The sequence below is a fragment of the Bacillus sp. RK1064 genome (genome assembly GCF_051488405.1).
Lineage (GTDB): Bacteria > Bacillota > Bacilli > Bacillales > Bacillaceae > Bacillus.
Window position 1 is genome coordinate 2,177,521 of the sequence record NZ_JBPSCZ010000001.1, and the last position, 17,304, is coordinate 2,194,824.

The window sequence follows — 17,304 nt, forward strand, 5'->3', positions numbered from 1 at the left end:
TAGGGGAATCCCCCTCCCACTCAACAACTTCATTCTTTATATGAATGACGAAATAACTAGCTAGCGATCTTGAGCGAACTCAAGACGTACCTTTGCTATATTACCACTTCTATACACTCATTTCAAGCTCTTTTGAATTACAATTTATCGATCTGCGTGAACTCAAGTTCCACGGGTGTTTCTCTACCAAACATATTAACGAATACTTTGACTTTGCTTTTATCGTAATCAATCTCTTCGATAGAGCCTGTGAAGTTAGCAAATGGTCCGTCGATTACCTTGACTGTTTCTTTCAATTCAAAGTCGATTTCTGTTTTGCGTTCTTCAAGACCCATTCTCTTCAGAATGGTTTCGGCTTCGCCTGGCAGCAGCGCTGTCGGCTTTGAGCCTGATCCAGCTGATCCAACGAATCCTGTGACACCTGGTGTATTACGAACAACATACCAAGAGTCGTCAGTCATCACGATTTCCACTAGGACATAGCCAGGGAATACTTTCTTTTTGACGACTTTTTTCTTACCATTTTTAATATCTGTTTCTTCTTCTTCTGGTACGACAACGCGGAAGATTTTATCCTGCATGCCCATTGATTCAACACGCTTTTCCAAATTCGCTTTTACTTTGTTTTCATAGCCAGAGTACGTATGCACAACATACCAATTCTTTTCCATTTCGTTCAGGACTATTCAGTCCTTCCCTCCCCACATTTCGTAATGTCTATTTGACGAATCTCGAGTACCGGTAAATATTTTCAAGCAATTGAAAAAACCCGTAAAACGGGTTTTTTGGCAAGTCATATTATGATCTATTATAGCACGTTCAGCAGACCATTATTCAAGTATTAATGAATTAATTCGATTAATTGTGAGATTCCTATATCAAGAAAAGAGAAAAAGATTGCAAAGAATACGACTGTTAAAATAACCGTGATTGTGTAGCGAATCATTTCGTTTTTCTTTGGCCAGCTGACCTTTTTCATTTCTTTCCCGACACTTTTTAAGAAACTGATAATACGCATGTAAAAGACCTCCACAGATTAAAGAACGCAAATCTTACTTCGTTTCTAAATGTGTTTTATGTGAATTACAAGTCTTGCAATATTTCTTAACTTCTAATCTTTCAGCTGCTGAAGCATCACTTTTCATTGTCGTATAATTGCGGCTTCCGCAGTCTTTACAGGCTAGAGTAATCTTTTTCCTCATATTTACACCTATTTTCTCGACATCATTTCCTTAGTACCTTATCACAGTGTCGAAAAAGCTGTCAATATAGGTTTGATTAGAGACTAATCTCGCGAAGCTCTAAATATTTCTCTAATTTTCTCTTTACTCTTTGGAGTGCGTTATCAATTGATTTCACATGACGGTTTAAATCTTCAGAAATCTCTTGATAGGATCTGCCATCAAGGTAAAGCACAAGTACCTTTCTTTCCAGCTCACTTAGTAGTTCCCCCATTTTCATTTCAATATCATCAAATTCTTCTTTGCTAATGATTAAATCTTCTGGGTTAAGCGCTTTAGCACCGGAAATGACGTCCAACAATGTTCTGTCTGATTCTTCATCATATATTGGCTTGTCTAATGATACATAGGAATTTAACGGGATATGTTTTTGGCGAGTAGCTGTTTTAATTGCGGTGATAATTTGGCGGGTAATACATAATTCTGCAAAAGCCTTAAATGAAGTAAGCTTGTCCTCTCTGAAATCGCGGATAGACTTATAAAGTCCGATCATCCCCTCTTGGACAATGTCCTCTCGATCCGCTCCAATCAAGAAATAAGATCTTGCTTTTGCACGTACAAAATTGCGGTATTTCGTTATTAAGTAATCTAGCGCATCACTATCTCCGACATGAACCCTTTCAATGACTTGTTCATCTTCCAACTGGCAAAATTGCTCTCTGATGGATTTATCCTTGCTGTTGTTTAGATTCACTTCGATCCCCCCGACCGCACCTAGATAGAAATATTATACATTAATGGTTGAAATATCGTCAAGCTATTCCAGATTCCCACGCCGCCATTTTTCAAACGTTTTCAATACATCTTCTGACAATTCAATCTTGGATACTGGTTTATCAGAAGTAATCTTTTTGACTCTCGTCTCTATCTTTCGTTCGATTACTTCAATCTCTCTCAAAAGCTCTCGAGCCGACTTCCGAAGAGCTCCTTGTCCAAAAATTGCCCATTGTTCTGTGAAGTCTGAGGTCGCCACATGAATTTGCGTCCGAACATTATTCAAATCCTGGGCCAGCTTTTCAATCCGCTCATCAGCTGTTTCATTCTCTCTCGTAAAGATGACCTCTACTCGGTGGTTGATCCGCTTTTTTTCGATTCCTTTGACCATATGGGCATCGAATACGATAATGACTCGATACCCTGTGTATGCTTGATATTCTGCTAAATTTTGAATCAGCACGTCTCTGGCTTCTTCAAAGCTGTTTTCCTTTAAGTGCTGCAGCCGAGGCCATGCACCTATCATGTTGTATCCATCGACTAAGAGGATGTCCATCTCTATTCTCCTAACGGATAACGTTTTCGATACACTTCATACATCAATAGACTAGCGGCAACTGATGCGTTTAACGAAGTGACCTTCCCGGCCATAGGCAGCTTAATCAGAAAATCACACTTTTCTTTGATCAATCGGCCAATCCCTTTTCCTTCACTACCAATCACAAGAGCAAGCGGCATCGTACCATCAAATTGTCTGTAATCCTGTTTGGCAGACGCATCTGTTCCCGCGACCCAGATTCCTCTTTCTTTCATCTCATCAAGAGCTCTTGAAAGATTGGTGACCTTGGCAACAGGAATATGTTCAATCGCCCCAGTAGATGCTTTGGCAACGGTTGTCGTTAAGCCGACCGCTCTCCTTTTCGGAATGACAATCCCGTGTGCACCTACAGCATCTGCTGTACGCATAATGGATCCTAAATTATGCGGGTCTTCAATTTCATCTAAGATAAGAAAAAACGGCTGTTCATTCCGCTTTTCGGCGATTTGATACAGATCGTCCAATTCCGCATATTCATATGCTGCTACTTGTGCAACGATTCCCTGGTGCTGACCTGTTACCATTTGATCAAGCTTTTTCCTCGGAACATACTGAATGGTGATATTTTGTTTTTTAGCGAGTTCAATGACCTGCTGGGCTTGTCCTTTTACAGTGTTTTCTGCCATCCAGAGCTTGTATAACTCCCGATCTGACTTCAGTGTTTCAATCACTGCATTTTTCCCAATCACATAATCATGTTGCTGACTCATTTGTCTTCCTCCCTGACGTTCCGATTTCAATCGCCTGACTAATCAGCTCTTCTAAGCGTTCGTCCTGCTTTTCAATAAATAAATAACCCATGAGCGCTTCAAGCGCCGTACTATAACGATACGTTTGAACGTCTGTGTTTTTAGGCACTGTGCCTGATTTTGCATTTCTTCCTCTTTTCAGCACTGCTTCTTCTGCTTCAGTGAAAAAGCCTTGCTGCTGAAGCGTAAATAAAATAGCTGCCTGAGATTTAGCTGAAACAATCTTGCTTGCTCGTTTGTGCAGCTCATTTGGTTTTGTCGCCCCCGTTTGGAGGAGGTGATGCCTCACATAGACTTCAAAAATGGCATCACCCATATAAGCAAGCGCAAGTCCGTTCAACTGTTTACCGTCTTTCAGCTTTTCAAAATTCAACATGACCTATTCTCCTCTTTTCCAGCGAGTACCTTGAGGAGTGTCCTCCAATACAATATTCATGCTCTTTAACTGGTCACGAATTTGATCAGATAGCGCAAAGTCACGATTTCTTCTAGCCTCATTGCGTTTTTCAATTAACGCTTCTACTTCTTCGTCAAGCGTGTGCTTTTCTTCTAATGAGAAGCCAAGAACAGACGTGATTTCTTGGAATAAGCCGATAAATGCCTTGATCACTTCCTCCGAAGTATGATCATTTTCCATATAATAATTCGCCTGTTTCGCAAGTTCGAATAAAACAGAAATTGCATTTGCCGTATTAAAGTCATCATTCATTTCAGAAATAAATGTCGCACGCTGCTCCTCAACCTTCGCCAGCCATTCAGCATTGTCTTCTGTGATATTCGTGCTGCTCTCGAGGCGATGATGTAAATTAGCATACGACGTTTTGAGTCGGTTAAACGCACTCTTTGTACTCTCTAGTAAATCCATTGAGTAGTTAATTGGATGACGGTAGTGAACCGACAACATAAAGAAGCGTAGCACATCAGGATCTTGTTCTTTCACAATGTCATGCACGAGCACAAAGTTTCCAAGTGATTTTGACATTTTTTCATTCTCAATATTAATATATCCGTTATGCATCCAATACTTCGCAAAAGGTTTCCCTGTCAAAGCCTCGGATTGAGCGATTTCATTTTCATGGTGAGGGAAGGTTAAATCCTGTCCGCCAGCATGAATGTCGATCGTATCCCCTAAATATTTTTTAACCATGGCCGAGCATTCGATGTGCCAGCCTGGGCGTCCTTCGCCCCACGGGCTATCCCATGAGATTTCTTGATCCTTTGCAGCCTTCCATAAAGCAAAGTCCAGTGCATCTCGTTTCTTCTCACCTACACGAATACGAGCACCTGTCTTCAGTTCATCAATCGACTGGTGAGAAAGCTTTCCGTAGCCTTCAAATGAGCGTGTGCTGTAATACACGTCGCCATCCGCTTCATAGGCGTAGCCTTTTTCAATCAATGTCGCAATAAATGCAATGATATCATCCATATTTTCCGTCACTCGCGGGTGAAGGTCAGCTTTTTTGCAGCCTAGTGCACTAACGTCTTCAAAGTAGGCTTGGATAAAGCGGTCAGCAATCGTCGGAACATCTTCTCCGAGTTCATTGGCTGCTTTGATGAGTTTATCATCCACATCTGTAAAGTTTGATACAAAGTTCACATCATAGCCGCTGTATTCTAAATACTTACGTACAGTGTCATAAACAATAGCAGGTCTGGCATTCCCGATATGAATGTAGTTATAAACGGTTGGTCCGCACACATACATCTTGACCTTTCCTGGTTCAAGCGGGACAAATTCTTCTTTCTTACGTGTCAATGTATTATAAATATTGATTGTCATGATTGTTCTTCCTTTCTGCTCAATGAAGCCAGCTCACCTTTTAGCTTTTCCATTTCTCGTTCCAATTCTTTGAAACGATCGGAAATCGGATCTGGCAAATCTTGATGATTGAGATCACGATTGATTTTCTTCCCATTTTGAACGACGACTCGCCCAGGTATACCGACAACGGTGGAATGGTCTGGTACGTCCTTTAACACAACTGACCCCGCACCAATCTTGGCCCCTTTTCCGACTGTAATGGAACCAAGCACCTTTGCACCTGTCGCAATGAGGGCATCGTCTAAAATGGTCGGGTGCCGCTTTCCCTTTTCTTTCCCTGTTCCCCCTAGTGTCACGCCTTGGAAAACAGTGACGTTGTCTCCAATTTCACATGTTTCCCCAATCACCACTCCCATGCCGTGGTCAATGAAGAAGCGCCTGCCAATGGTTGCCGCAGGGTGAATTTCCACCCCTGTGAAAAACCGGCTGACCTGAGAAATGATCCGCGCAAGAAAGTACAGCTTACGCTTATAAAATGCGTGCGCGATACGATGAGCCCAAATCGCATGAAGCCCTGAATAGGTTAGCACTACTTCAATATAGCTTCTAGCAGCAGGATCTTGATCAAACACAGTATCAATATCTTCTTTCAGCATTTTGAAAAACACATGCTCCCCCCGTTCTTCCCCATCAATCTCTCTTAGGACTTGCTCTCTTTTTTGGACAAATAAAAAACGCCTCTGCCAAATGACAGAGACGTTTTGAAAACGCGGTTCCACTCTGTTTAGAAAGCCCTCATTTTGCAGCCTTCTCAACTTAATCCCATAACGGAGGGTACCGCCCTTGCATACTAACGTACACGTGTTCCTCAAGGGTCTTGAGGGTGCATTTCCAACGTCTGCCCATAAGTCTCTTTCAGCCGGTGAAGACTCTTTCTGTGATGGACGAAAACATTGTACTTCTCCCTCGCAACGATTTCCTTATATTTGCTTAATGCGGTTTAATACCGTTTCTTTACCTAGTAGTTCAATACTTTGCGGAAGTTCTGGGCCATGCGTTTGTCCTGTGACAGCCACACGAATTGGCATGAATAGTTTCTTGCCTTTATGCCCTGTTTCTTTTTGTACCGCTTTAATAGCAGTCTTGATTTCATCAGGTGTGAAAGACTCAAGCCGTTCAAGCTGACCAGCAAAAGATGCCATGACTTCTGGTACTTGCTCCTCTGCTAAAACTTCCTTTGCCTCTTGATTATACTCAATTTGCTCCTTAAAGAACAACTCTGTTAACTCAACAATTTCTGCTCCATAGCTTAATTGTTCGTGATACAGAGAAATAAGCTTGCGCACCCACGTGTTTTCTTCTTCTGTCAGCTGCTCGCTTACCTTGCCTGCCTTTTGAAGATGCGGAAGCGTTAACGCAACAACCTGATCAAGATCAAGTGCCTTCACATATTGGTTATTTACCCATTTTAGTTTATGCATATCGAATAGAGCTGGTGACTTAGAAAGTCGGTTTACATCGAAAATGTCGATGAATTGCTCTTTTGTAAACAGTTCTTCTTCGCCCACCGGAGACCATCCAAGTAGTGCAATGAAGTTGAACAGGGCTTCTGGTAAATAGCCCAAGTTTTTATATTGCTCGATGAATTGAATAATGGATTCATCACGCTTACTTAATTTTTTGCGGTTCTCGTTCACAATCAGCGTCATATGTCCGAATAGCGGAACATCCCAGCCAAATGCGTTGAAGATCATGATTTGTTTAGGCGTATTCGAAATGTGATCCTCTCCGCGAAGAATGTGAGTCATTTTCATCAAATGATCATCCACTGCTACAGCGAAGTTATAAGTTGGCGTGCCGTCTTTCTTCACAATGACAAAATCACCGATGCCGTCTGTCTCAAATGAAATATCGCCTTTGACCATGTCGTCAAATTTGATGATTTCTCCTTTTGGCACTCGGAAGCGGATACTTGGCTCTCTTCCTTCAGCGATCAGCTTGTCCTCTTCTTCTTTTGATAAATGGCTGCATTTACCAGAATATCGAGGCATTTCACTTCGGGCGATTTGTGCTTCACGCTCTTCCTCTAGCTCTTCAGCCGTACAATAGCACTTATACGCCAAGTCTTTCTCTAGCAGCTCATCATAATATTTTTTGTAAATCTCATTACGCTCTGATTGTCTGTAAGGACCATAGCCGCCATCTTTATCAATGCTCTCATCCCAATCAATACCGAGCCATTGCAGGTGGCGAAGCTGGCTTTCTTCTCCGCCTTCTACATTACGCTTTTGATCCGTATCTTCGATTCGAATAATAAATTTGCCGCCTTGACTGCGTGCGAACAAATAGTTGAAAAGAGCCGTTCTAGCATTCCCAATATGTAAATGACCAGTTGGACTCGGTGCATAACGAACACGCACTTCATTTCCCATGAGTTTAACTTCCTTTCATCTGCATCATGTTGTCTGACACCAATTTTTTATAAACGTATTTTATCATCAAATCCCATTCTCATCAAAATGGATTTCACTTTTTCTGAAGAAGCACTGTTGCCTGAGAGGCAATTCCTTCGCCTCTTCCTGTAAATCCAAGTTTCTCTGTCGTTGTTGCTTTCACATTCACCTGTGTGACATCTGCCTCAAGCGCTTCTGCAATCTTCTCACACATTGGTTGAATGTAAGGTGCCATTTTGGGCTTTTGCGCCATGATTGTGCAATCAATATTCACAAGTGTGTAGCCTTTTTCCTTTACTAGTGCCCACACATGCTGCAGTAATTTAAAAGAATCCGCATCCTTAAACTCAGGATCTGTGTCTGGGAAATGTCTGCCGATATCTCCTTCAGCAATCGCACCTAGGCAGGCATCTGCCACTGTGTGAAGCAGTACATCAGCGTCTGAATGCCCAAGCAGCCCCTTTTCATAAGGGATGGTGACCCCGCCGATAACCAAAGGTCTTCCCTCTGTTAATTGATGTACATCAAAGCCTTGTCCTATTCTCAACATGATCTAGTACCCTCTTTCCGCATCCATAATTGCCTTGGCAACCAATAAATCATCCGGTGTCGTCAGCTTAATATTGGTGTAATCTCCTTGGACAATATACACGTTTTCACCATGTAATTGTTCCACAAGACTGGCGTCGTCTGTTCCAAGAAAGCCGGTCCGCTCCGCATATTCATGCGCCTCTTTTAAAATAGAATGACGAAAAGCTTGTGGGGTCTGGACTGCCCACAAGCTCTGACGTTCAATGGTTTGTTCCACTTTGCCTTCTTGAACGCGTTTGATTGTGTCTTTCACTGGTACCGCTACAACTGCGGAGCCTTTTTCAATCGCTGCTTTAACGAGCAAGTCAATCTGTGTATGCTTAATAAAAGGCCTTGCCCCATCATGAACAAGCACGATGTCTGCATCTTTCACAGCCTTTAATCCTTCGTATACACTTTGCTGACGTTCTTCACCGCCAGTGACAAGTGAAACAGGCGTTTGAAAAGCGTGTACCTTGAGTAGCCTTTCAAAGTCTTGACGCTCCTCTTCATTGATCGCTAGGATCATGCGTTTGCATTGCGAATGAGCGTCAAACACCTTTAGTGTATGAATAATGACCGGCATTCTTTTCAGCTCAATAAAAAGCTTATTGCGGCCGGCCTTCATTCGTTTCCCCTGCCCCGCAGCCGGAATAACTACTTCATAATACATGTTCGTTCTCCCTTTAGAGCGCCTTCTCCAGAAGTTTTGGCTTCGCAAAAATCATTCTTCCAGCAGCAGTCTGCAGCACACTTGTGACGAGCACATCGATGTCTTTTCCAATGTAATTGCGTCCTTCTTCGACCACAATCATCGTACCGTCATCTAAGTAAGCAACACCTTGGTTATGCTCTTTCCCATCTTTAATGACCTGTACCTTCATTTCTTCCCCAGGTAGCACAACCGGTTTCACCGCATTGGCTAGATCATTGATGTTTAACACTGCTACTTTTTGAAGTTCGCATACTTTATTTAAATTAAAATCATTTGTCACAACAACACCTGAAGTTAATTTAGCGAGCTTCACAAGCTTGCTATCAACCTCTTGAATGTCTTCAAAGTCACCTTCATAAATTTCAACTTTGATATCTAATTCTTTTTGAATACGATTTAAAATATCAAGACCTCTTCGGCCTCTATTTCTCTTTAATACATCAGAAGAGTCTGCAATATGCTGTAATTCCTCGAGCACAAATTGAGGAATGACCATGACACCTTCTAAGAATCCAGTTTGACAAATATCTGCGATTCTTCCATCAATGATAACACTTGTGTCTAAAATTTTCAGCTTTTTATCTTCTATTTCAGGCTCATCATCAGCTGCTCCTTTTTTCTTGGTGACCTTTGCAGATCGGGAGAACAGCCCCATCATTTCATCCTTCTTCTTAAACCCTACCTGAAATCCAAGGTATCCTAAAAAGAAAGCCAGGAAAATCGGAATAATGGTACCAAAAATATGATATGGGATATTGTTTAGCGGGATCACGTTTACAATAAGATATGCTAGAATAAGTCCAAATACTAATCCGAAACTTCCAGATATAAGATCAGGAAGAGGCGCCTTTAATAGAGAATCCTCGATCCATTTCACCCAATTAACCACATAGCCTGTGCACCATTTGCCGATGATAAAGAACACAGCGGCTCCTATTAGTGCTGAAGAGTAAGCATTTGTTATGAAAGGTATGTCCTTTACATTTAACAGCAGAAATAACTCTGGAATGATAAAAATCCCTACAACTGCACCAAAAATGATAAAAAACGCCTGAACGATTCTTTTTAACATACCTTCACCTCCTTTATTTTTCATCTGTCAATCCACCCTCACCTGACATTGATATATGTTTAAGTTTCCTATCATAATCAACAGAAAACAAAAGCATCATTAATATACCCATATTCATCCATTTTTAACCGTGTTTAAGAAAAATTTCTCTCCTTATAGCTGGCGGTCGATATAATGTTTTTCTTGCAGTCTTTTTAATCCTTTTTTTATCTTTTTCGCTCTTACTTCTCCAATTCCTTCTACTTCATCCAAATCTTGTACATCCGCTTCCATAATTCGATCTAACACACCGAACGCTTCAACCACGTTTTCGACGATTGGCATAGGCAGTCTAGGGATTTTGTGAAGCAATCTGTAGCCTCTTGTGTACACATATTCGTCAATATTTGTAGAAGCTGGATAGCCAAGTAACTTGTACAGAATGGAGTCATCTAAAAGCTCAAAGCTAGACATATCTTGTAGCTGTTTAAGCAGAACATATGGATCTTTAATCTTTTCTTTCACGTAATCTTTAATAAATAAAGCCGCTTCCTGCTCCATATCTGTAATCAGTTCATTGACTTGCAGACGGATCAAATGTCCTTCTGTTCCGAGCTCTTTGATATACATATTAATTTCATTTTTGATTCTAAGCACCATCTCGTAACGATGCAGCACGGATAATACATCACCAAAGGTCACAAGCTCTTCAAATTCTAGGGCGCTTAGCGCAGAAATGGCGTGATCTAAAATGGTTTTATATTTCTCAAGTGTTTGTATGGCTTGGTTGGCCTTAGTTAAAATAAAGCCAATATCTTTCAGTGTATAACGACGATTCCCTTGGTATAAGGTAATGACGTTCCTCCGTTCAGAAATCGCAATGATTAAGCAGCCTGTCTGCTTCGCTACACGTTCAGCAGTACGGTGCCTCATGCCCGTTTCCGATGAATGGATGGTTGCATCTGGCATCAGCTGTGTATTCGCATACAAGATCTTTTGACCAGAATCGCTTAAAATAATGGCTCCATCCATCTTAGCCAATTCATATAAGTGTGCTGGGGAGAAGGCAGAGTTAATATGAAACCCTCCATCTACAACACTCTTGACTTTGTCGTTATAACCAACAACAATGAGCCCGCCAGTATTGGCCCTCAGGACATTTTCGATCCCAGCCCGAAGAGGTGTCCCTGGTGCCACAAACTGTACGATATCTAAGAGATCGAGTTCTCTCGCTCCTTTTTTCTCTTTTTCCATTTCTATGATCCCCCTAGTGAAATTCGAAGTGCCTCCGCTACATTTTCTACACCGACTAACTCAATCCCTCTCGGCTTTTTCCATCCATCTATATTCGCCTGAGGAATAAACATTCGCTTAAATCCTAGTTTCGCAGCTTCCTGCACACGCTGTTCAATTCTTGATACTCTTCTGACTTCTCCCGTCAGACCGACCTCTCCTATAAAGCAATCCGCTTGATGCGGCGCTGCGTCTTTAAAGCTTGAAGCAATACTGACCGCAATGGCCAAATCAATCGCCGGTTCGTCAAGCTTCACACCGCCTGCGACCTTTAAATACGCATCTTGGTTTTGCAGCAGCAGTCCGACACGTTTTTCTAAAACCGCCATGAGCAATGACACACGATTATGATCAAGGCCTGTAGCCATTCTCCGTGGATTTCCAAAGCTTGTCGGTGAAATCAATGCTTGTATCTCGACAAGAACAGGTCTTGTTCCTTCCATTGAGGCAACAACACACGATCCAGATACACCTGCCGAACGTTCTTCTAAGAAAATTTCGGATGGGTTTAATACTTCCGTGAGTCCTTCCTCTCTCATTTCAAAAATCCCTAGTTCATTCGTCGAGCCAAATCGGTTTTTCACCGCACGTAAGATACGAAACGTATGATGACGCTCGCCTTCAAAATAAAGAACCGTGTCCACCATATGCTCTAAAAGGCGTGGACCAGCGATCGAGCCTTCTTTGGTCACGTGACCAACGATAAATATTGGAATACCATTTGTCTTGGCAATTTTCATCAGCTGTGCTGTACATTCTCTCACTTGAGATACAGACCCAGGAGCTGACGTAATATCGCTTTGATAAACGGTTTGAATCGAATCCACCACGACAAAAGCGGGTTTCATCTCTTGTATAGCAGACGTTATATACTCCATATCGGTTTCAGCCAAAACATGTAAAGAGGTGCTTTTTATGCCGAGGCGGTCCGCTCTTAGCTTCGTTTGTTTAATGGACTCCTCACCAGATATGTATAATACATTCTGATTTTTGTCTGAGAGCTGTGCTGATACTTGTAATAATAATGTGGACTTCCCAATCCCAGGATCTCCGCCAATGAGAACAAGAGAGCCTTTGACAATTCCACTTCCTAATACTCGGTTAAATTCTTCTAAATTCGTTTTGATTCGGGGTTCATCTGATGTTTCAATTGCAGATATAGGTGAAGGTTTTTGAATGGTTTGAACAGAATGATTAAAAGCGCTTCGACGGTTTGCCGGCTCTTTGCGAACGACCTCTTCTGTCATACTGTTCCACGTGCCGCAGCCTGGACATTTCCCCATCCATTTGGCTGACTCATAACCGCACGATTGGCATATAAATTTTGATTTTGTCTTAGCCATAGATTGAAGAATACAACTCCTTATACTGATCAGAAAATAAGTAAAGGGAGGCATACACTTTACTGGTATGCCTCACACTTTTTTCTTACTATATTAGTTCGTAGCAGCCGTCGTTTTTACGACAATTTCTCCCTCTTCCACATCTAATACGATATGTTGACCTTTTTCAATATTACCCTTCAGAAGCTCCTCAGAAAGTCGATCCTCCACATGCTTTTGAATCGCTCTTCTTAACGGGCGCGCACCGTACTCAAGATCTACACCTTCGTCGGCAATCTTCGCTTTTGCTGCTTCCGTCAATTCGATTGAAAGGTCTTGTTCTTTTAATCGTTTCGTCAATTGATCAGACATGAGAGACACGATCTCTTTTAGATGTTTCTTTTCAAGTGAATGGAAGACAATGATTTCATCAATACGGTTGATGAATTCTGGTCTAAATGCACGCTTCAACTCGCCCATCACTTTGCCTTTCATATCCTTGTAATTTTGTCCTTCATCCTGCACATTAAAGCCAACATATTTATTTCGCTTCAGTTCACTAGCTCCAACGTTGGATGTCATGATCAAAATCGTATTTCTAAAGTCAACGGTACGCCCTTTAGAATCAGTCAGACGCCCATCTTCTAACACTTGTAGCAAAATGTTGAATACATCTGGATGTGCCTTTTCAATCTCGTCTAAAAGCACAACAGAATAAGGTTTTCTTCTCACTTTTTCAGTCAGTTGACCGCCTTCTTCATAGCCAACATAGCCTGGAGGTGACCCAACAAGTCTAGATGTAGAGTGTTTTTCCATGTATTCAGACATATCAATACGGATCATCGCTTCTTCATCACCGAAAATAGACTCTGCGAGTGCTCTTGCAAGCTCCGTTTTACCAACCCCTGTTGGGCCTAAGAAGATAAAGGAGCCGATTGGACGTTTTGGATCTTTTAGGCCAGCACGCGCACGTCTCACAGCTTTTGCTACAGCGACAACCGCTTCATCCTGCCCGATCACACGAGAATGGAGCAATTGTTCCATATTGAGAAGCTTATCTGTTTCTGTTTGTGCAATTTTTGAAACAGGCACTCCCGTCCAGCTAGAGACAACCATTGCGATATCATCCACTGATACCTCTGAATTCTCCTGTCCTTGCTTTTCTTTCCAAGATTTCTTTGTGACTTCTACTTTTTCACGCAAACGCTGTTCCGTATCGCGAAGAGAAGCTGCTTTTTCAAATTCCTGACTTTGAACAGCAGCATCCTTTTCCTTACGTACTTCATCGAGCTTTTGCTCTAGTTCTTTTAGGTTAGGCGGTGTTGTGAAAGAACGTAAGCGGACTTTCGAACCTGCCTCATCAATTAAATCAATCGCCTTATCTGGAAGGAAACGATCAGAAATATAACGGTCAGACAGCTTCACCGCCGCCTCAATCGCTTCATCCGTAATGGACACACGGTGATGTGCCTCATAACGATCTCTAAGTCCTCTTAAGATTTGAATACTTTCATCAACAGATGGCTGATCCACTTGAATTGGCTGGAAACGTCGTTCAAGCGCAGCATCCTTTTCAATATATTTACGGTACTCATCTAACGTTGTCGCCCCGATACATTGAAGCTCTCCACGTGCTAAGGATGGTTTGAGAATATTAGATGCGTCAATCGCACCCTCTGCTCCACCAGCACCAATGAGTGTATGAAGCTCATCAATGAAGAGAATGATATTTCCTGCCTGACGAATTTCATCCATGACTTTTTTCAAACGATCCTCAAATTCACCACGATATTTCGTTCCCGCTACAACGGTTCCCATATCAAGTGTCATCACTCGTTTATCGCGCAGGATTTCAGGCACTTCATTATGAATAATTTGCTGCGCAAGACCTTCAGCGATGGCTGTTTTACCAACACCAGGCTCACCAATCAGCACAGGGTTATTTTTTGTTCTTCTGCTTAGGACCTCAATGACACGCTGAATTTCTTTGCTTCTTCCAATGACAGGGTCCAAGCTGTCTTCTTTCGCAATAGCTGTTAAATCTCTTGCCAAGCTATCTAATGTTGGTGTATTTGCATTGCTGTTAGAGCCAGCGGCAGATGCACCTGTTTCATTGCTGCCAAGCAGCTGCAGAACTTGCTGACGTGCTTTATTTAAGCTCACTCCGAGGTTATTTAAAACGCGGGCAGCTACACCCTCTCCCTCGCGAATAAGACCTAATAGAATATGTTCTGTCCCTACATAGGAATGACCTAGCTTTCTTGCTTCATCCATTGAAAGCTCAGTGACCTTCTTCGCTCTAGGCGTATAATGAGGAATAGCTTGAGACACCTCTTGCCCTCTTCCAATCAAGCTTTCGACTTCTTTTTGGATTTTATCTGAAACAAGGCCCAGTGCTTCTAACGCTTTTGCGGCGATGCCCTCACCCTCACGTACTAGACCAAGTAAAATGTGCTCAGTACCAATGTTCTTATGGCCTAGGCGAATGGCTTCTTCTTGTGCAAGTGCTAATACCTTTTGAGCTCTTTCAGTGAATCTTCCAAACATCATATCGTTTCATCCTCCTGTCCATTCCTATGCATTTCTAAACGCAGCCTTTCTCTAATAATCGCTGCTCGTTTTATATCTCGTTCATTTGGCTCCAAAGCTCCTCCTGAGTACTGTTGAAGAAAGCCAGGCTGAGTCAAAATCATGAGTTCATTCAGTATATTACTTGAAAGCCCCTTAATGATACCTAAATCAATTCCAAGGCGCACATCTGACAAACACTTTGCTGTTTCCTTTGATTCAATCATGCGACAATTGGCCAAAATCCCTAAGGAACGGTACACTCTGTCCTCAAGTTCAATTTGAGATGTTTGATATAACGCCTTTCGTGCAGATCGCTCTTGTTCAATGAGCTGAGCGGTCACACTATTTAAGTCGTCTACAATATCTTCTTCTGATTGACCAAGTGTCATTTGATTTGAAATTTGAAAGATGTTCCCTATTGCTTCGCTGCCTTCACCATAAATTCCTCTGACTACAAGACCTAATTGATTAATGGCCGGAATAATCCGATTCATTTGTCTTGTGAGGGCTAAAGCTGGTAAATGCATCATGACCGATGCCCTAATACCTGTACCTACATTAGTTGGACAGCTTGTTAAGTATCCCCGCTTTTCCGAAAACGCATAATCCACTTGCTCTTCAATCCAGTCATCTATCTGATTAGCCGCTTTTAATGCATTGGCTAGTTGGAATCCTGGGAATAAGCATTGGATTCGAATATGGTCTTCTTCATTCAGCATCACACTGATTTCCTCATTTTCAGAAAGCAAACAACCGCCAAATCTTGATTCAGCTAAGTTTGGGCTGATCAAATGTTTTTCAACAAGTACTCTCTTTGCTAAAGGCTGCGTTTCATTCATACGAATCAGAACAAAGTTTCCGATGTCCTTCACTTCCTGGCTAGCAAACTTTTGCTCGAATTGCTGGAGGACAGCTTCAGCCTCTTCTTGAGAAAACTGAGTTGGGAAACGAACATGCTCTAGGTTGCGTGCTAGCCGGATTCGACTGCTTAGAACAATGTCACTTTCTGGTCCTTTTTGTTTCATCCATTGACTTAAAGCGTCTTGAATAAAATGCTGGAGCGACATGTTGTTAATCTCCCTCCCTCTGCTGAGATTGCTCATGCTCTAGTGCACGAATTTGATCTCGAACTTCCGCTGCTTTTTCGAACTCTTCTTGTTCAATTAACTGCTTCAGCTCTTGCTGCATCAACTCAAGTTTCCGGCGGACATGAAGACTGCCGGCAATCCGTTTAGGCACTTTTCCATTATGGACTGTATTTCCACTATGGACTTTCCGTAAAACAGGGTTCAGATACTGATCAAATGAACGATAGCATTCTGCACAGCCAAAACGGCCTGTTTTTCTGAATTGTTGAAAGGTTAAGCCACACTTAGGACATTGATCCACTTCTCTCGCTTCTTGAAAAATAGAAGATCCCTTATTAGCACTTGTGGTAAAGCTAGGATCAATATTCAATAAACCTGATAATAAGTTGTGAATCGAGAAACCTTGGTTTCCACTCATAGCATATGAATCACTGTTTTCTTTTGCACATTGTTCACATATGTGCATTTCTTGTTTTTCTCCATTTATAACTTTCGTAAAGTGAAAAGTGGCTGGTCTCTCATTGCATTCTTGACAAATCAATCTTTTCACCCGCTTTACTTTAATTTCAAAGCATTTAACATCGCTTTCATCATCCGAGCTCTCAATTCATCTCGTTCAGGTAAATCAATGTGCAAAACAGAACGGTCCATGACACTGATCATCATCTTTGCTTCTCTTTCAGATAAAATATTATTTTCTACAAGACGCATGATGATATGATCAGAGGCAGCCTGTGATAAACGATGATATATTTGGGAAATAATGTTGTTCAATAAGTCGACTTCATCATTCATTTTGACTTTAATGATGCGGATATAGCCACCGCCGCCACGCTTACTTTCAACGATATAGCCTCTCTCGCTCGTAAAGCGTGTATTGATAACATAGTTAATTTGTGAAGGTACGCATTGAAACTTATCTGCAATTTCATTGCGCTTAATTTCTAATATTTCTCGACCATTCTGATCCAAGACTTCCTTCAAATACTGCTCGATGATATCAGAAATATTTTGTGCCACTCCGCCTCCTCCTCCATTGACTTTGACTATATTTGACTTTAACCTTACTATAAATTTTTTCGATCGATTTTTCAAGATAATCGCTCAACTAAGAATATTATTTCCACATTTATATGGTGTCAAACCTCTCAAAAACACAAAAAAGACCAGTTCCGTA

General features: G+C 41.7%; 19 protein-coding genes and 1 other annotated feature. All 19 genes read right to left on the minus strand.

The features are described from left to right. Window positions 1-137: 137 nt before the first annotated feature. A complete protein-coding gene (gene nusG, locus ACSSTM_RS11135) occupies window positions 138-671 on the minus strand; it encodes a transcription termination/antitermination protein NusG (RefSeq protein WP_003217197.1) in 534 nt (177 codons plus the stop codon). A 170-nt stretch (window positions 672-841) separates the two neighbouring features. Then, window positions 842-1,018, minus strand: a complete 177-nt coding sequence (gene secE, locus ACSSTM_RS11140; RefSeq protein WP_003216942.1) for a preprotein translocase subunit SecE — start codon at window positions 1,016-1,018, stop codon at window positions 842-844. Between the two features lie 34 nt (window positions 1,019-1,052). Next, window positions 1,053-1,202 carry a 50S ribosomal protein L33 gene (gene rpmG / locus ACSSTM_RS11145; protein ID WP_012008694.1) on the minus strand — a complete coding sequence of 50 codons (150 nt, stop codon included), beginning with the start codon at window positions 1,200-1,202 and terminating at the stop codon, window positions 1,053-1,055. Between the two features lie 76 nt (window positions 1,203-1,278). Then, complete coding sequence (gene sigH / locus ACSSTM_RS11150; protein ID WP_003217132.1) at window positions 1,279-1,935, minus strand: RNA polymerase sporulation sigma factor SigH; 657 nt, start codon at window positions 1,933-1,935, stop codon at window positions 1,279-1,281. 63 nt (window positions 1,936-1,998) lie between these two features. Beyond that, window positions 1,999-2,511, minus strand: a complete 513-nt coding sequence (rae1, locus tag ACSSTM_RS11155) for a ribosome-dependent mRNA decay endonuclease Rae1/YacP (RefSeq protein WP_095286190.1) — start codon at window positions 2,509-2,511, stop codon at window positions 1,999-2,001. Between the two features lie 2 nt (window positions 2,512-2,513). Next, window positions 2,514-3,263, minus strand: a complete 750-nt coding sequence (gene rlmB, locus ACSSTM_RS11160; protein WP_034665632.1) for a 23S rRNA (guanosine(2251)-2'-O)-methyltransferase RlmB — start codon at window positions 3,261-3,263, stop codon at window positions 2,514-2,516. Then, complete coding sequence (locus ACSSTM_RS11165) at window positions 3,247-3,678, minus strand: Mini-ribonuclease 3 (protein WP_034665636.1); 432 nt, start codon at window positions 3,676-3,678, stop codon at window positions 3,247-3,249. The genes rlmB and ACSSTM_RS11165 overlap by 17 nt, the downstream gene beginning before the upstream one ends. Before the next feature lie 3 nt (window positions 3,679-3,681). Continuing rightward, window positions 3,682-5,082: a cysteine--tRNA ligase gene (cysS, locus tag ACSSTM_RS11170; protein ID WP_003217177.1), complete on the minus strand. Its 1,401-nt coding sequence runs from the start codon at window positions 5,080-5,082 to the stop codon at window positions 3,682-3,684. Next, the gene (gene cysE / locus ACSSTM_RS11175) at window positions 5,079-5,732 is read right to left on the minus strand and encodes a serine O-acetyltransferase (protein WP_012008691.1); all 654 of its coding nucleotides are present in this window, start codon (window positions 5,730-5,732) and stop codon (window positions 5,079-5,081) included. The genes cysS and cysE overlap by 4 nt, the downstream gene beginning before the upstream one ends. Window positions 5,733-5,813: 81 nt before the next feature. Continuing rightward, window positions 5,814-6,045 (minus strand) — a binding site (T-box leader). Further along, the gene (gene gltX, locus ACSSTM_RS11180; RefSeq protein WP_034665641.1) at window positions 6,045-7,496 is read right to left on the minus strand and encodes a glutamate--tRNA ligase; all 1,452 of its coding nucleotides are present in this window, start codon (window positions 7,494-7,496) and stop codon (window positions 6,045-6,047) included. Its footprint overlaps the feature before it by 1 nt. Window positions 7,497-7,590: 94 nt before the next feature. Continuing rightward, entirely contained in the window at window positions 7,591-8,067 is a 477-nt protein-coding gene (gene ispF / locus ACSSTM_RS11185; protein WP_095286191.1) for a 2-C-methyl-D-erythritol 2,4-cyclodiphosphate synthase, read from the minus strand. Window positions 8,068-8,070: 3 nt separating this feature from the next. Beyond that, window positions 8,071-8,760, minus strand: a complete 690-nt coding sequence (gene ispD, locus ACSSTM_RS11190) for a 2-C-methyl-D-erythritol 4-phosphate cytidylyltransferase (protein WP_034665643.1) — start codon at window positions 8,758-8,760, stop codon at window positions 8,071-8,073. A 13-nt stretch (window positions 8,761-8,773) separates the two neighbouring features. Next, complete coding sequence (locus ACSSTM_RS11195; RefSeq protein WP_003217214.1) at window positions 8,774-9,874, minus strand: PIN/TRAM domain-containing protein; 1,101 nt, start codon at window positions 9,872-9,874, stop codon at window positions 8,774-8,776. 153 nt (window positions 9,875-10,027) lie between these two features. Next, window positions 10,028-11,107, minus strand: a complete 1,080-nt coding sequence (gene disA / locus ACSSTM_RS11200; RefSeq protein WP_012008686.1) for a DNA integrity scanning diadenylate cyclase DisA — start codon at window positions 11,105-11,107, stop codon at window positions 10,028-10,030. A gap of 2 nt (window positions 11,108-11,109) precedes the next feature. Continuing rightward, a complete protein-coding gene (radA, locus tag ACSSTM_RS11205) occupies window positions 11,110-12,489 on the minus strand; it encodes a DNA repair protein RadA (RefSeq protein WP_034620767.1) in 1,380 nt (459 codons plus the stop codon). A gap of 93 nt (window positions 12,490-12,582) precedes the next feature. Next, window positions 12,583-15,018, minus strand: coding sequence for an ATP-dependent protease ATP-binding subunit ClpC (clpC, locus tag ACSSTM_RS11210; RefSeq protein WP_309416381.1), 2,436 nt, complete (start codon window positions 15,016-15,018; stop codon window positions 12,583-12,585). Then, on the minus strand, window positions 15,015-16,106 hold the full coding sequence (locus ACSSTM_RS11215) for a protein arginine kinase (protein WP_340974254.1): 1,092 nt from the start codon (window positions 16,104-16,106) through the stop codon (window positions 15,015-15,017). Before ACSSTM_RS11215 ends, clpC begins: the two co-directional genes overlap by 4 nt. Window positions 16,107-16,110: 4 nt before the next feature. After that, window positions 16,111-16,668 (minus strand): UvrB/UvrC motif-containing protein, encoded by a 558-nt coding sequence (locus ACSSTM_RS11220; protein WP_034665655.1) that lies wholly within the window; start codon window positions 16,666-16,668, stop codon window positions 16,111-16,113. Window positions 16,669-16,682: 14 nt separating this feature from the next. Then, window positions 16,683-17,147: a CtsR family transcriptional regulator gene (locus ACSSTM_RS11225; protein WP_003217184.1), complete on the minus strand. Its 465-nt coding sequence runs from the start codon at window positions 17,145-17,147 to the stop codon at window positions 16,683-16,685. Window positions 17,148-17,304: the final 157 nt, after the last annotated feature.

Excerpts from the sequence above, each read along its gene's own strand:
- ispD (WP_034665643.1), bottom strand. The coding sequence starts at position 8,760 with ATGTATTATGAAGTAGTTATTCCGGCTGCGGGGCAGGGGAAACGAATG.
- ispF (WP_095286191.1), bottom strand. The coding sequence starts at position 8,067 with ATGTTGAGAATAGGACAAGGCTTTGATGTACATCAATTAACAGAGGGA.
- radA (WP_034620767.1), bottom strand. The coding sequence starts at position 12,489 with ATGGCTAAGACAAAATCAAAATTTATATGCCAATCGTGCGGTTATGAG.
- gltX (WP_034665641.1), bottom strand. The coding sequence starts at position 7,496 with ATGGGAAATGAAGTGCGTGTTCGTTATGCACCGAGTCCAACTGGTCAT.
- rlmB (WP_034665632.1), bottom strand. The coding sequence starts at position 3,263 with ATGAGTCAGCAACATGATTATGTGATTGGGAAAAATGCAGTGATTGAA.
- rae1 (WP_095286190.1), bottom strand. The coding sequence starts at position 2,511 with ATGGACATCCTCTTAGTCGATGGATACAACATGATAGGTGCATGGCCT.
- ACSSTM_RS11165 (WP_034665636.1), bottom strand. The coding sequence starts at position 3,678 with ATGTTGAATTTTGAAAAGCTGAAAGACGGTAAACAGTTGAACGGACTT.
- ACSSTM_RS11195 (WP_003217214.1), bottom strand. The coding sequence starts at position 9,874 with ATGTTAAAAAGAATCGTTCAGGCGTTTTTTATCATTTTTGGTGCAGTT.
- disA (WP_012008686.1), bottom strand. The coding sequence starts at position 11,107 with ATGGAAAAAGAGAAAAAAGGAGCGAGAGAACTCGATCTCTTAGATATC.
- clpC (WP_309416381.1), bottom strand. The coding sequence starts at position 15,018 with ATGATGTTTGGAAGATTCACTGAAAGAGCTCAAAAGGTATTAGCACTT.
- nusG (WP_003217197.1), bottom strand. The coding sequence starts at position 671 with ATGGAAAAGAATTGGTATGTTGTGCATACGTACTCTGGCTATGAAAAC.
- rpmG (WP_012008694.1), bottom strand. The coding sequence starts at position 1,202 with ATGAGGAAAAAGATTACTCTAGCCTGTAAAGACTGCGGAAGCCGCAAT.
- cysS (WP_003217177.1), bottom strand. The coding sequence starts at position 5,082 with ATGACAATCAATATTTATAATACATTGACACGTAAGAAAGAAGAATTT.
- ACSSTM_RS11215 (WP_340974254.1), bottom strand. The coding sequence starts at position 16,106 with ATGTCGCTCCAGCATTTTATTCAAGACGCTTTAAGTCAATGGATGAAA.
- secE (WP_003216942.1), bottom strand. The coding sequence starts at position 1,018 with ATGCGTATTATCAGTTTCTTAAAAAGTGTCGGGAAAGAAATGAAAAAG.